The 13,390-nt window shown below is 75.0% G+C and carries 12 protein-coding genes; 2 read left to right on the top strand and 10 right to left on the bottom strand.

The features are described 5' to 3' along the window. Positions 1 to 207: 207 nt before the first annotated feature. Both ACFP3R_RS13125 and ACFP3R_RS13120 read right to left on the bottom strand, forming a co-directional pair. Positions 208 to 750: a hypothetical protein gene (locus ACFP3R_RS13125; protein WP_380635923.1), complete on the bottom strand. Its 543-nt coding sequence runs from the start codon at positions 748 to 750 to the stop codon at positions 208 to 210. 201 nt (positions 751 to 951) lie between these two features. Further along, positions 952 to 1,239, bottom strand: a complete 288-nt coding sequence (locus ACFP3R_RS13120; RefSeq protein ID WP_380635921.1) for a sigma factor-like helix-turn-helix DNA-binding protein — start codon at positions 1,237 to 1,239, stop codon at positions 952 to 954. 45 nt (positions 1,240 to 1,284) lie between these two features. On the opposite strand from ACFP3R_RS13120, the gene ACFP3R_RS13115 reads away from it, so the two are divergent. After that, positions 1,285 to 2,061, top strand: coding sequence for an IclR family transcriptional regulator (locus ACFP3R_RS13115; protein ID WP_380635919.1), 777 nt, complete (start codon positions 1,285 to 1,287; stop codon positions 2,059 to 2,061). 224 nt (positions 2,062 to 2,285) lie between these two features. Here ACFP3R_RS13115 and ACFP3R_RS13110 read toward each other — a convergent pair whose 3' ends face one another. Genes ACFP3R_RS13110 through ACFP3R_RS13095 form a run of 4 tightly spaced genes read right to left on the bottom strand, consistent with a single transcriptional unit; the run spans position 2,286 to position 5,584 of the window. Further along, positions 2,286 to 3,170, bottom strand: a complete 885-nt coding sequence (locus ACFP3R_RS13110; RefSeq protein WP_380635918.1) for an ABC transporter substrate-binding protein — start codon at positions 3,168 to 3,170, stop codon at positions 2,286 to 2,288. Further along, a complete protein-coding gene (locus ACFP3R_RS13105; protein ID WP_380635916.1) occupies positions 3,167 to 3,886 on the bottom strand; it encodes an ABC transporter permease in 720 nt (239 codons plus the stop codon). The genes ACFP3R_RS13110 and ACFP3R_RS13105 overlap by 4 nt, the downstream gene beginning before the upstream one ends. Further along, on the bottom strand, positions 3,883 to 4,485 hold the full coding sequence (locus ACFP3R_RS13100) for an ABC transporter permease (protein ID WP_380636130.1): 603 nt from the start codon (positions 4,483 to 4,485) through the stop codon (positions 3,883 to 3,885). The genes ACFP3R_RS13105 and ACFP3R_RS13100 overlap by 4 nt, the downstream gene beginning before the upstream one ends. Positions 4,486 to 4,534: 49 nt before the next feature. Next, positions 4,535 to 5,584 (bottom strand): ABC transporter ATP-binding protein, encoded by a 1,050-nt coding sequence (locus ACFP3R_RS13095; protein WP_380635914.1) that lies wholly within the window; start codon positions 5,582 to 5,584, stop codon positions 4,535 to 4,537. 103 nt (positions 5,585 to 5,687) lie between these two features. On the opposite strand from ACFP3R_RS13095, the gene ACFP3R_RS13090 reads away from it, so the two are divergent. After that, positions 5,688 to 7,247: a bis-aminopropyl spermidine synthase family protein gene (locus tag ACFP3R_RS13090; protein WP_380635912.1), complete on the top strand. Its 1,560-nt coding sequence runs from the start codon at positions 5,688 to 5,690 to the stop codon at positions 7,245 to 7,247. A 165-nt stretch (positions 7,248 to 7,412) separates the two neighbouring features. Here the strand turns inward: ACFP3R_RS13090 and ACFP3R_RS13085 are convergent, their stop codons facing one another. The 4 genes from ACFP3R_RS13085 to ACFP3R_RS13070 form a co-directional block, all read right to left on the bottom strand. Continuing rightward, on the bottom strand, positions 7,413 to 8,180 hold the full coding sequence (locus tag ACFP3R_RS13085; RefSeq protein ID WP_380635910.1) for a hypothetical protein: 768 nt from the start codon (positions 8,178 to 8,180) through the stop codon (positions 7,413 to 7,415). After that, positions 8,177 to 8,689: a YbaB/EbfC family nucleoid-associated protein gene (locus ACFP3R_RS13080; protein WP_380635907.1), complete on the bottom strand. Its 513-nt coding sequence runs from the start codon at positions 8,687 to 8,689 to the stop codon at positions 8,177 to 8,179. Before ACFP3R_RS13080 ends, ACFP3R_RS13085 begins: the two co-directional genes overlap by 4 nt. 48 nt (positions 8,690 to 8,737) lie before the next feature. Beyond that, entirely contained in the window at positions 8,738 to 11,950 is a 3,213-nt protein-coding gene (locus tag ACFP3R_RS13075; RefSeq protein WP_380635905.1) for a sensor domain-containing protein, read from the bottom strand. A 222-nt stretch (positions 11,951 to 12,172) separates the two neighbouring features. After that, positions 12,173 to 13,354, bottom strand: a complete 1,182-nt coding sequence (locus tag ACFP3R_RS13070; RefSeq protein ID WP_380635903.1) for an NAD(P)-dependent malic enzyme — start codon at positions 13,352 to 13,354, stop codon at positions 12,173 to 12,175. Between the last annotated feature and the right edge of the window lie 36 nt (positions 13,355 to 13,390).

Below are 13,390 nucleotides of genomic sequence, written 5' to 3'. Positions count from 1 at the left end.
TGCCCCTCCGGCCGGGCCGGCTACCACCTGACCTGGGGCCGCGGGTCCACCACCACCCGCCCGGCGATCCCCACCAGCACCTCGGGGGGGGCGCCAACGGGCCGGTCGGGGCGGAGTTCGACACGCCGAGGTACCGCCCGCCGCCGAGGTCCACGTTGAGCAGCCCGCCGCTGACCTCGTAGTACTGCGCGGGACGGTCCCGCGCCGTCACCTCCCGCACCGCGTTGGCCAGGTAGGGAGACGAGGTAGCGGTGCCCGTCCCGCGTCACGTTCACGTAGGCGGTCCAGCCCTCCTCGCCCAGGGCGGAGACGGTGAAGTCGGTCGAGCCGTCGACGGACACCGGCACGCACCACCCGGTCGTCCGGCTGGACGGATTCGGCCACCCGCAGCGCCGTGGCGCGCGCGTCGGGCACCGCCTGCGTGGTGACGACGAGGAACCGGTCCTCGCGCACCCGCCGGTGGAGGTCGCCGCCGACGAAGTAGCCGGGCGCGCCGCGGACCGCGACCCGGTCGGCGGACGCCTCCAGCGAGGCGGTGCGCGTGGCGATGTCGTCCTGGCGGACGCTGAACCCGATCAGCGACGCGACGGAGTCGGGTGCCCCGGTCCGCGGGTAGGAGCGCTCCGAGCCGTGGGGGGAGGTGCCGCGCCGCCACTCGGTGAAGCCCTCGGGCAGCCACGTCGGGCTGTACTCCAGCGGCACGGTCGGCACGGTCGGGCCCGGGTCCACCGCCGTCGTGGGGATCGACACCGCCGGCGGCGCCTGCTCGGCGGCGGGGGCCCGGTGACCGTGGTGACCACCACGACGGCCGCGGCGACCGCGCCGGCGGTGCCCAGGACCAGGAACAGCGGCCTGCGGTCGCGGCGCGGGCGGCGCAGGGCGGCGAGCACGGGACCAGGTGGCGGGGTGCGCGCAGCCGCAGGGCCTCCGCGACCAGCTCCTCGGTGTCGTTCACAGCGCCTCCTTCACCTTCTCGGCCGCGCGCGGGGTGGCCGGCGCGCGGGAGATGTGGCTGCGGACCGTGCCCCGGGAGCAGCCCGGGGTGGCGGCGATCTCCTCGTCGTCGTACCCCTCGTAGAAGCGCAGGACCACGGCGGCCTTCTGCTCGCGCGGCAGCGCGTCGATGCGCTGGAGCATGGCCTCGCGCTCGTCGTGGTGCCCGGTGGGGTCCGGGGTGGGCGGGTCCACGCCGGTCAGCGGGACCTGAGCCGCGGCGAACTCCTCGGAGCTCGTCGTCACGACCCTCCACTGCGCGCGACCGCCGAGTTGTTGAGAATGGGTCCCGTGGGAGCCAGCAGCGACGTGCCGGCGCTGCGCCGGGGACTCGCCGTGCTGCGGCTGCTGGCGAGCAGGCCGGGACCGCTGTCGGCGGCGGCGGTGGCCCGCGAGCTGTCCCTGCCCCGGTCGACGACCTACCACCTGCTCGCGGAGCTGGCGGCGGCCGGGTTCGCGACCCACTTCCCCGAGGAGCGACGCTACGGGCTGGGCGTGGCCGCGTTCGAACTCGGGTCGGCCTACCTGCGGCACGACCCGCTGGAGCGGCTGGCCGGGCCCGTGCTGCGGCGGCTGGTGGACTCCGCCGGCCGCGCCGCGCACCTGGGCGTGCTGCACGGGGCCGAGTCGCTCTACCTGGTGCGCGAGCAGCCCCGGCAGCCGACCACGATCGTGTCGGACGTGGGCGTGCGGCTGCCCGCGCACCTGACCGCGTCGGGCCGGGCGGTGCTGGGGCGGCTGCCCGCGGCGCAGGTCCGGGCGCTGTTCCCGGGGGCGGCCTCGTTCGTGGACCGGACCGGGCGGGGGCCGGCGGACCTGCCCGCCCTGCGGCGGCTGCTGGCCGTGGAGCGGCGGCGCGGCTGGGCCGTGGAGGACGGCTACGTCACGGCCGGGTTCGCCTCGGTGGCGGCCCCGGTGTTCGACCACGGCCGGCGCCCGATCGCCGCGGTCACGGTGACCTTCCGGCACGAGTGCGCGGCGGAGTGCGGCGAGACCTGGCCCGACCTGGCGACGGAGGTCCGGCGGGCGGCCGACGAGCTGACCTCCCGCATCGACGGCCGCACCTGACCCCCGCCCACCCACCCCCGCGAGTCGTACCTCCAGACCCCGCGAGTCGTACGCCCAGACCCCCCGAGTTACACGTCCAGACCCCCCGAACTACACGTTCAGTCCGCGAGTCGAACACCCAGACCCACCGTGTCGAACGCTCAGGACGGCTGAGTTCCACACCCGGAACAGCGCGACGGCCCGGCTCCCACCGGGAACCGGGCCGTCGAAGCCGACCTGAAGACCTACGACGACACGTTCTTCAGGAAGTCCGCCGCCACGTTGGCGATGGTCTTCTTGTCCACGTCCACCTGCTTGACCAGGTCCGCCAGGATCTCGGTGGTCAGCGCCGCCGACACCTCGTCCAGCGCCTCCCGCCCCTTGGCGTCGACCGCGTCCGACCGCAGCAGCGGCACCACGTTCTGCGCCGGGTACATCGTCTTCGGGTCCTCCAGCTGCACGAACCCGTTGGCCGCGATGTCGGCCGACGTGGTGTACAGGTTGGCCACCTGCACCTCACCGTTCTTGAGCGCGTCCACGGTCACCGGCCCACCCGCGTCGGTGGTCTTGATCTCGGTGAACTTCACCCCGTACAGCTCGTCGACCTTCGACTCCCAGCGCTGCGCCCACTCGCCGGCCGCGCCGAGCGCGTACTTGCCCGCGCCGAGGTCCGCGATCGACTTCACGCCGCCGGCCGCGGTCTCCGCGGTGACCACCAGGACGTCCTTGTCCTCCGCCGACGACTGCGCCAGCACCTCCAGCCCCTCGGGCGTCTTGGCCTTCAGCGCCTCGTAGACCTCCTCGGACCCGGTCGTGGTGTTGGTCTTGTCGAAGTAGTTGAGCAGGTTGCCGCTGTACTCCGGCACCACGCCGAGCGACCTGTCCTGCAACGCCTTCACCACCAGCTCGCGCGCGCCGATGCCGGCCTTGACCGACACCGTCGCGCCCGTCGCCCGCAGCGCGCCGGCGTAGATCTCGGCCAGGATCTTGTTCTCGGTGAAGTCGGCCGAACCGACCACGACCTCACCGGACGCCGCCTGCTGGTTCGCCCCGCTCAGGTCGTCCTGCGACCCACAGCCGGTGACGACCAGCGCGGCCGCCGCGGCGATGACGGCCCACGTGCGCTTCATGCCGTGCTTCCTCCCGATTCGACGGTCACCGGCTTCTCCCGGCGACCCGGCCGCGTCCGCAGCCTCAACCCGGCCGGGACGACCAGTCGCCCCAGCCCCGCGAGCAGGACGTCCAGCACGACCGCCAGCAGCGCGATGAGCACCGCGCCGCCGACGAACTGCCCGTAGTCCAGCACCCGGAGGCCGTCCAGCAGCGGACGGCCCAGCGTCTCGATACCCACGTACGCCGCGACCGAGGCGGTCGCGACGACCTGGAGCGTGGCGTTGCGCAGGCCGCCGACGAGCAGCGGCAGCGCGTTGGGCACCTCCACCCGCCACAGCCGCTGCGCGCCGGTCATGCCCATGCCGCGCGCGGCGTCCACCACCCCGCGGTCCACGTCCTGGATGCCCGCGTACGTGCCCGCCAGGATCGGCGGCACGGCCAGCACCACCAGGCCGATCAGCACGCCGACCGCGCCGCCGCCCGCGACCAGGTACAGGAACGTCACCAGGCCCAGCGTGGGCAGCGCGCGCAGGGCGTTGCCGGCGCCCACCAGCACCACGCCGCCGCGCCCGGTGTGCCCGACGTACAGGCCCAGCGGCACCGCGACGGCGGCCGCGCCGAGCACCGCGCCCAGGCAGTACAGCAGGTGCACGCCGACCCGCACCGGGATCGACTTCGAGCCGGTCCAGTTGACCGGGTCGACGAGCCACGCGAAGGCGTCCGCGAAGATCATGGCTTCTCCAGCCTCGCCCACGGCGTCAGCAGGTTGCGCAGCAGCACCAGCAGCAGGTCGACCACCAGCGCGAGCACGAGCGTCAGCACGATGCCGACGATGATCGGCGCGAGGTAGCGCTGGCGGAACCCGTCGGTGAACAGCGCGCCCAGCCCGCCGGTGCCGATCAGCGCGCCGACGCTGACCAGGCTGATGTTGCTCACCGACCCGACCCGCACGCCCGCCGCGAGCACCGGCACGGCCAGCGGCAGCTCCACCGCCAGGAACCGGCGCAGCGGCCGGAAGCCCATCGCGGTGGCGGCGGCGGTGATGTGCTCGGGCACCGCGTCCAGCGCGTCGGCGACCGGTCGCACGAGCAGCGCGGTGGTGTAGGCGGTCAGCGCGATGATCACGTTGAGCGGGTCGAGCACCCGCGTGCCGGCGATCGCCGGGATGATCGCGAACAGCGCGAGCGACGGGATCGTGTAGACCACGTTGGACAGCCCGACCAGCGCCGACCGCACCCGCCGGAACCGGTGGCACAGCAGGCCGAGCACGACCGCCAGCGCCACCGACACCAGCAGCGGGACCAGCGACAGGTAGACGTGGTCGAGCAGCATGTCCACCAGGGCCGCCCGCGTGCCCGCGTCGGCCAGGTAGGTCCCGAGCTCACCCACGGCCGCGCTCGATCACGTCCAGGACCTGCCGCGCGGTGACCACGCCCGCCAGCCTGCCCTCGGCGTCCACGGCCACGCCCAGGCCGGACGGCGAGGACAGCGCGGAGTCCAGCGCGCCCCGCACCGGCGCGCCCACCTCGTAGAGCGAGCCGCCGGGCACGAGCGCGCCGTCCGGCGCGACCCAGCCGCTGGGCCTGCGGTCCGCGCCGACCACCAGCCGCCAGCCGTCGCCGGGCGCGTGGCCGTCGGCGGGCGCGACGGTCGGCGCGTCGGCGACCTCCACCCCGGAAGCGTCCAGAAAGGACAGGCTGCGGTAGCCGCGGTCCTTGCCCACGAACCCGGCCACGAAGTCGTCGGCGGGGCGGGCCAGCAGCTCGGCCGGCGGCGCGTACTGCGCGAGCACGCCGCCGACGCGCAGCACGGCCACCTTCTCCCCGATGCGCACCGCCTCGTCGATGTCGTGGGTGACGAACACGATCGTCTTGTCCAGCTCGGCCTGGAGCCGCAGCAGCTCGTCCTGCAACCCCTCGCGCACCACGGGGTCCACGGCGCTGAACGGCTCGTCCATCAGCAGCACCGGCGGGTCCGCGGCCAGCGCCCGCGCCACGCCCACGCGCTGCTGCTGCCCGCCGGACAGCTGCACGGGGTAGCGCCGGCCCAGCTCGGCGGGCAGGCCCACCAGCTCCAGCAGCTCGGCGGCCCGCGACCGCGCCCGCCGCCGGGTCCACCCGGTGAGCAGCGGCACGGTGGCCACGTTGTCCAGCACCGTCCGGTGCGGGAACAGGCCGGCCTGCTGGATGACGTACCCGATGCCGCGCCGCAGCGTCGGCGGGTCCACGGCCATGACGTCGCGGCCGTCCACCAGCACGGTGCCCGAGGTCGGGTCGAGCATCCGGTTCACCATGCGCAGCGACGTGGTCTTGCCGCACCCGGACGGGCCGACGAAGACCGTGATCGTGCCGGCCTCGACCACCAGGTCCAGGCCGTCGACCGCGGTGGTGCCGTCGCCGAACCGCTTGGTCACGTCGCGGAACTCGATCACCCGTGCTCCTCCTGCCGATGGGCGCCAAGCGTCGAACGACCCTAGCCCGTCACCCGGACCGGGGCACGGCGTTCCACCATCCGGTCAGTACGCTGCACCGTTTGTGGCAACCGAACCGGTGCGCGCCCTGCTGGCCGCACGAGGCGTGCACGCGCGCAAGCTCCGCCGCGTGCTGGACCTGCTGATCGAGGACTGGCACCCGCTCGCGGAGCTGGTGCGGCTTCCCGCAGTGCCCCGGCGCACCGTGCAGGAGCTGCTGACCGCGATCGGTGACGACCTGGAGACCAGCGGTGACCGCCACCGCGTGACCCCGGCGAAGGCCGCCGACTACGCCGAGTTCCGCGCGGGCGGCGAGCTGCCCGACCCGCTGGACGAGCTGGTGCGCGGGCACGCCGGGCGGCTGCGGTCGATCCGGGCCGACATCGCCGCCGTGCCGCCGCCGCTGGCCGCGCTGGACCACGTGCAGGCGACGCCGGAGACCGCGCTGCGGCGGGCGCTGTGGTTGGACGCGACCTACGACCTGGCCGGGCGGACGCTGCTGTGCCTGGGCGACCACGACCTGACCTCGCTGGCGGTGTGCGCGGTGAACCCGGCGGTGTCGGTCGTGGTGGTCGACGTGGACGACCGGCTGCTGGAGCACGTCGCGACCCTGGCCGGGGAGCGCGGGTGGTCGGTGCGCGCGCTGCACGCGGACTTCCGGTTCGGGCTGCCGCCCGCCGCGCTGGAGTCGGCGGACCTGGTGTTCAGCGACCCGCCCTACACGCCGGAGGGCATGGCGCTGTTCGCGTCCCGGGCGATCGAGTGCCTGGCCGACCTCGGCCGGGGCCGGGTCCTGCTGGCGCACGGGTCCAGCGAGCGCACCCCCGCGCTCGGGCTCAAGGTGCAGCAGGAGCTCCAGATGCTGGGCCTGCTGTTCGAGGCGGTCCTGCCCGCGTTCCACCGGTTCGACGGCGCGCAGGCCATCGGCAGCGCGGCGGACCTGTACGTGTGCCGGCCCACCACCCGCCGCTCGGCGGGCGCGCCGCCGAAGACCGCCATCTACACCCACGGCCCGCAGTCGGTGGAGGCGTCCGGCCCGGGTTCGCGGGCGCTGGAGGCGCTGGTCGACCTGGCCCCGCGCCCGGAGTCCTCGCCGCCGCCGAAGCCGCGCCGGCCGGGGTGGGCCGAGCCGGTCGGCAAGGGCGCGGCGTCCCTGGCGGTGGACCTGTCCGGCGACCCGGGACCGTGGCTGCTGCGGACGCTGCTGGCGTGCTCGCCGGGCCGGATGGCCGCGCTGGTGCCGAACAACCACCCGGACGTCGCCTCCGAGAAGGGGCAGCGGGCGCTGACGTCGTTGGTGGGCACCAGGTTCGCGCTGAGGTTCCTGCGGTCCACCCCGGACGGCAAGCACTGCGTCGTGGTGGCGGACCAGGTGCTGGCGGGCACGCTGGACGCGGGCGGCCTGGCCGTGCGCGAGGTGCTGTCGCGGGCGCACGGCAAGCTGGGCAACGTGTGGCGGGAGGCGCTGGTCACCGCGTCGCGGGGGCAGCTGACCAAGCGCGAGGCGCGCGACCGGGTCGACGGGCGCGTCGAGGACGAGGACGAGCTGGAGCTGAGGCTGATCGACCTGCCCCGGCACCGCATCGCCGCGCTGCTGCCGCTGGTCAGGGAGTCGGCGGGCTGATCCCGAGCTGCCGCGGGGGTGGCTGCGGGGGGTAGGCGCGGAGGGTTGGGCGCGGAGGGTTGGGCGCGGAGGGTTGGGCGCGGAGGGTTGGGCGCGGAGGGTTGGGCGCGGGGCCGGCGGCGGGGGCTTGACCGCGAAGGGGCTTGACCGCGGGGGTCGGCTCCGTCACACCGGGCGGGCCAGCTCCTCCAGCCGCCCCAGGATGCGCGCGACCGCGCCGAGCAGCTTCGCGACCTGCTCGGTGATCCGCGCCAGCACGGCCGCCGCCCGGCCGACCGCCCACGCGGTGAACTCCGCCACCGACGCCCCGCCGCTCGCCTCGGCCGCGGCCAGCGCCACGGCGGCGTTGCGCACCACCTCGCGCGCGAACATGACGACCAGGTCGCGCACCACGCCGCGCACGGCCGCCACGGCGGTGCCCGCCATCGACACGTGGTCGGCGACCGCCCCGCACCGGCGCGAGGCGGCGAGCGCCTCCTCCACCCACGCCGCCCGCGCGTGCCGGAACGCCTCCGCCGCGCGCGGCGCCCACCCGGCGACCTGCACCTCCACCTCGTCGCGCCGCTCGCGGGCGAGGCGGTCCAGGTCGATCGACGCCTGCCGCCACCGGGCGACCGCGTCCTTGACCCGCTCGCCGTCGCCGGCCAGCCAGTCCAGCGGGGCGCGCAGGAAGGCGACGTGCTCGACCAGCCAGCCGACGTCGGCCTCGGCGAACGCGGCCAGCGGGTCGAGCACCGCGCCGAGCGTGTCCAGCCACGCGGCGGCCAGCCCGCGGCTGCGGGCGGCCCGGGACGGCTCACCCACCCCGACGTCCGGTCCGGCGCGCCGGACGTCCTCCACCGCCCGCGCCGCCGCGTCGGCGAAGGGCCTCAGGAGCACGCCGAACGCGTCCCCGCCGAGGTCGACGCCGGACCGCAGGTCGAGACCGCTCACCGCGCCGCCTCACCGCCGTCCTCGGGGCACCACAGGCTGCGCGGCAACGGCAACCCGGGCACCTCGACCGGCGCGGGCGGCGGCTCCACCGACGCCACGACCTCCACCGGCGACCCGGCGTCCACCCGCTCCACCGGCGTCACGAACGCCACCCGCCGCACCGGTTCCGGCGCCCCCTCCGGCAGGAACCCGGTGAGGAACTCCATCGCCTCGGTCCCCCCGAACTCGACCTCCACGACCTCCGCGACCCGCCGCGCCACCTCGGCCTGCGCCCGCCGGACCGTCTCCATCACCACCTCGGCGAGCCGGGCGTCCGACACCCCCTCGGCGGGCAGCGCGAACCGGATGTCCCGCAGCGCCCCGTTGGGCGCGACGGTCGCCGTCACCACCCCGTCGGGCGAGCCGACCACCGCCTCCGCCGCGCGGATGCCCGCCCGCACCTCCCGCGAACGCCGGGCCAGGTCACGCGCCCTCGCCTCCAGGTCGGCGATCATCCGTGCCTGGTCCACCGCACCGCCCCCGCTCCACGTAGTCACCCGATCGTGGAGTATCCCGAATCAGCCGGCGCGGGGGATGTGCAAGGGTCCCAGCGCCAGCACCGCCCGGAACTCCCTGGGCGGCACGGGCCGGGAGAACAGCCAGCCCTGGTACGCGTCCACGCCGACCCCGCGCAGCACGTGGAACTGGGTGGCGGTCTCCACGCCCTCGGCCACGCACTCGCGGCCCATCGCCCGCGCCATGTCCACCACGGCCTTGGCCACCGCGAAGTCCGACGAGTCGTTGCCCACGCCCGAGACGAACCGCCGGTCGACCTTGATGATCTGCGCCGGGAGGTCCTTGAGCCGGGCCAGCGACGAGTACCCGGTGCCGAAGTCGTCGACGGCGAACCGGATGCCGCGGCCCACCAGCTCGTCCATCGACTGCCGCACCCGCGACGGCAGGTCGACCAGCGCGGTCTCGACCAGCTCCAGCACCACGCGGTCCCACTCGATGCCCGCCTCGGCGATCGCGTCGGCCACGATGTCGACGAACTCGGGGTCGCCCGGCACCAGCCCGGCCAGGTTCACCGCCACCGACACCGCCCGGCCGCCGGGCGACGGCCAGCCCGCCGCCTCCTTCAGCGCCGTGCGCAGCACCCACCGGTCCAGCTCGCGCAGCAGGTCGCCCTGCTCGGCCACGGGCAGGAAGATGTCCGGCGGCAGCAGCCCGCGGTCCGGGTGCGGCCAGCGCACCAGCGCCTCCGCGGTCAGCACCGTCCCGTCCACGCCGACCACCGGCTGGAAGTGCAGCGTCAGCCCGTCGTGCTGGAGCGCCTCGCGCAGCTGGCCCTCCAGGTGGACCTGCCGGTCGGCGGAGGCGATCAGCGCGGCGCTGGCCAGCGACACCCGGCCCGCGCCGGCGCGCTTGGCCTCGAACATCGCCGCGTCGGCGAAGCGGAGCAGGTCGTTGCCGGTGACGCGGGACCCGTTGGGCACGGCCGCGCCGATCGACGCCGACACCCGGACCAGCTGCCCGTGCACCGGCACGGCCGTGCGCAGCAGGCTCGCCACCGTGGTGGCCAGCTTGTCCACGCCGCCCACCTCGTCGAGGTCCTCGCAGATGATCACGTACTCGTCGCCGGACAGCCGGGCCGCGGTGCAGCTGCCGGGCAGGCCGCCCTCCAGCCGCCGGGCCAGCGCCACCAGCAGCTCGTCGCCCGCGTCGTGGCCGAGCGAGTCGTTGACCCGCTTGAAGTTGTCGATGTCGCAGAACAGCACCGCGACCTTGGCCCGCCCCGGCGACGCCAGCAGGTCCGCCAGCATCTCCTTGACCAGCGCCCGGTTGGGCAGGCCGGTCAGCTCGTCGTGCGTGGCCTGGTGGCGCAGCGCCTCGGCGGTGCGGCGGCGCTCGGTGATGTCCTGGAACACGATCAGCCAGAACCGGCGGCCGTCGTCCTGCACGGACAGCGCGATGTGCAGCTCGCAGTAGACCTGCACGCCGTCGCGGCGCACCAGGATGCGCTGCGGGATCTTGAACGAGCGCTCGGCGCCCGGCGCGGACATCTCGTCGATCGGCGGCAGGGGGTTGCCGCTGTCGTCGGGGTGGGTGAGCTGCCCCGCGGTCATGCCGCGCAGCTGCTCCAGGTCCATGCCGAGCAGGTCGCACAGCGCGTCGTTGGCGTCCACCAGCCGCTCGCCCTCGTCGAACAGGCCGATGCCCACGGGCGTGAGCGACACCAGGTCGGCGAAGCGCTGGCTGGACCGCTTCATGCGGGTCTCGGTGGCCCGCTGCTCGGTGATGTCCTGGGCGGTGCCGACCGCGAGCGGCCTGCCGTCCGGGCCCTTGACCACCACGCCGTAGCAGCGGAACACGCGCACCCTGCCGTCGCGGCGCACGAGCCGGTGCTCCAGCTGGATCGGGACCTCCTCGCCGGCCAGCTGCTGCCACAGGTCGTCCACCCAGCCCCGGTCGTCGGGGTGCACCAGGTCCAGGTAGGTCTGGTAGTGGGTGTGCTCCTCGCGCGGCACGCCGAACAGCTCGGTCATCATGTCCGACCAGATCACCTCGCCGGTCTGGAGGTTCCACTCCCAGACGCCCAGCTGGGCGGCCTGCTGCGCGTCGGCGAGCCGGCGGCGGTCGGCGCGCAGCTGCCGCTCCAGCGCGCGGGCCTCGGTGACGTCCTGGACGGTGCCGTGCAGCCGGGTGACCCGGCCGCCCTCGGCCTCGGCCCGCGCCCGGCACACGTACACGCGGTCGCCCAGCCCGCCGCGCACCTCGGCCTCCAGCGTGCGGCCGTCGGGCCCGTCCTCGCCGTCGCCGCCGCGCAGCAGCCGGCGGCGCAGGTCCTCCAGCAGGGCCCGGTCCTCCGCGCGCACGCCGCACAGCAGGTCGTCGTCGGGGACCACGCCCAGCTCGGCGTACATCTCCAGCAGCACCTCGCTGCGGTGCACGGTGCCGGGCCGGCCCGCCCTGGTCGGGAACTCGTAGCTCCAGCTGCCCATGCGGGCGATGCGCTGGGCCTCCAGCAGGCGGGCGCGCTCGGTCTCCAGCGCGCGGTCGGAGCGCCACTGGTCGGTGATGTCGCGGATGTAGCCGGTGATGAACTGGGTCCGGCCGTCGGACCTGACCTTGGCCTCGGCGACGCCGCGGATCCAGCGCAGGCCGCCGTCGGGCCGGACGATCCGGTAGACGATGTCGATGGGGCTGCCGTCGAGCGCGCGGTTGGCCCAGTAGCTGGCGACCATCTCGTGGTCGTCGGGGTGGACCACGTCCAGCACGGCCCGCGCGCCGGGGACCACCTCGCCGGGCTCGACGCCCATCATCTCGTAGTGCGACTCGGACCAGACCGTGACGCCGGTGTCCGGGTCGTACTCCCAGGAGCCGATCTGGGCGACCCGCTGCACGGTGCGCAGCCGCCGCTGCTCGTCGCGCAGGTCCTCGGCGGCCCTGGCCAGGTCGGAGACGTCCACCATGAGCACGGCGTGCAGGCCCGTGCCCGGCACGTGGGTGCGCACCACGCGGACCGGCAGCAGCACGCCGTCGACCCGGCGCAGGCGCAGGTCGTCGGCGTCGCCGAGCAGCAGGTCGGTCAGGTCGCGGCCGACGAGGTCGTCGGCGGAGCGGGCCCGGCACAGCGCGACCGCGCCGGGGTTGGCGCGCATGACGACGCCCTTGGGGTCGCACAGCAGCGCGGGCGCCTCGGGCAGCGCGAGACCTCCCAGCTCCACCTCGCCGTTCGGCGGGCGGGCCGGGTCGAGCACCACCGGAGCGCGTCCAACCCGCTTGGGCACGGTCCCACCTTCCCGTGTCTACGGCAGGGATGACCGGCCCGACCGCACCCGAAAACGGCGTCCCTCTCCACGGGCAATATTCACCCGAGGAGAGGGACGGTAGCGCTTCGGAGCGTCATCGCCCACCCCTCAACGGGTTAACGAAACAACACCTTGGCGGTTTCGTTGTCAATCGAGGGGTACGGACGGATGCGGCCGGAGCTCTCCCAACTCCGACTCCGGTCAGGCTACCCCGTCCTGCCGGGCTGCCAAGGCCACCGCGGCGGCCACTTCGGGCGCGACCCGGGGGTCCAGCGCGCTGGGCACGATCCGGTCGACGGCGAGGTCGTCGGCGGCGACCGCGGCGATGGCGTCCGCGGCGGCGAGCTTCATGCCCTCGGTGATCCGGCGGGCGCCGGCGTCCAGCGCGCCCCGGAAGATGCCGGGGAAGGCCAGCACGTTGTTGATCTGGTTGGGGAAGTCGCTGCGCCCGGTCGCGACCACGGCCGCGTGCCGCCCGGCGACCTCCGGGTGCACCTCGGGGTCGGGGTTGGACAGCGCGAACACGACCGCGTCGCCCGCCATGGCCGCGATCAGCTCCTCCTCCACCCGCGAGGAGGACACGCCGACGAACACGTCCGCGCCGCGCAGCGCCTCCGCGATGCCGCCGCGCAGGCCGCTCGCGTTGGTGACCTCGGCCAGCTCCGCCTTGACCGGGTTCAGCCCGTCGCGGCCCGCGTGCACGATGCCGCGCGAGTCGACCAGCGTCACCTCGCCCACGCCCGCCGCGAGCAGGATTTTCGCGCAGGCCACCCCGGCCGCGCCCACACCGGAGATGACCACCCGCTGGTCGCCGACGCGCTTGCCGAGCACGGCGTTGGCGCCGCGCAGGGCCGCCAGCGCGACCACGGCGGTGCCGTGCTGGTCGTCGTGCATGACCGGCACGTCCAGGGCCTCGACGAGCCGGGCCTCCAGCTCGAAGCAGCGGGGCGCGGCGACGTCCTCCAGGTTGACCGCGCCGAAGGACGGGCGCAGCCGGACCAGCGTCTCCACGATCTCGTCCACGTCCGTGGTGTCGAGCACCAGCGGGATCGAGTCCAGGCCGCCGAAGGTCTTGAACAGCGCGGCCTTGCCCTCCATGACCGGGAGGGAGGCGCGGGGGCCGATGTCGCCCAGGCCGAGCACGGCCGTGCCGTCGCTGACCACCGCGACCAGGCGGTGCGCCCAGGTGTAGCGGGCGGCCAGGGCCGGGTCGTCGGCGATGGCGCGGCTGACCCGGGCCACGCCGGGCGTGTAGGCGATGGACAGGGCGCGGGGGTCGGCCAGCGAGGCGGTGGTGCCGACGCCGAGCTTGCCGCCCTCGTGCGCGGCGAAGATCTCGTCGTCGGTCAGCTCGGTCGTGAGCGGCTCGTTGACTGCGGTCACGGAAGTCCCTCCTGCGGTGCGCGAATGGCGGTGGCG

The organism is Saccharothrix lopnurensis (assembly GCF_042658445.1).
GTDB classification, from domain to species: Bacteria; Actinomycetota; Actinomycetes; order Mycobacteriales; family Pseudonocardiaceae; genus Actinosynnema; species Actinosynnema lopnurensis.
This window is presented reverse-complemented; position numbering and strand designations above follow the sequence as displayed.

Excerpts from the sequence above, each read along its gene's own strand:
- ACFP3R_RS13110 (WP_380635918.1), bottom strand. The coding sequence starts at position 3,170 with ATGAAGCGCACGTGGGCCGTCATCGCCGCGGCGGCCGCGCTGGTCGTC.
- ACFP3R_RS13105 (WP_380635916.1), bottom strand. The coding sequence starts at position 3,886 with ATGATCTTCGCGGACGCCTTCGCGTGGCTCGTCGACCCGGTCAACTGG.
- ACFP3R_RS13100 (WP_380636130.1), bottom strand. The coding sequence starts at position 4,485 with ATGCTGCTCGACCACGTCTACCTGTCGCTGGTCCCGCTGCTGGTGTCG.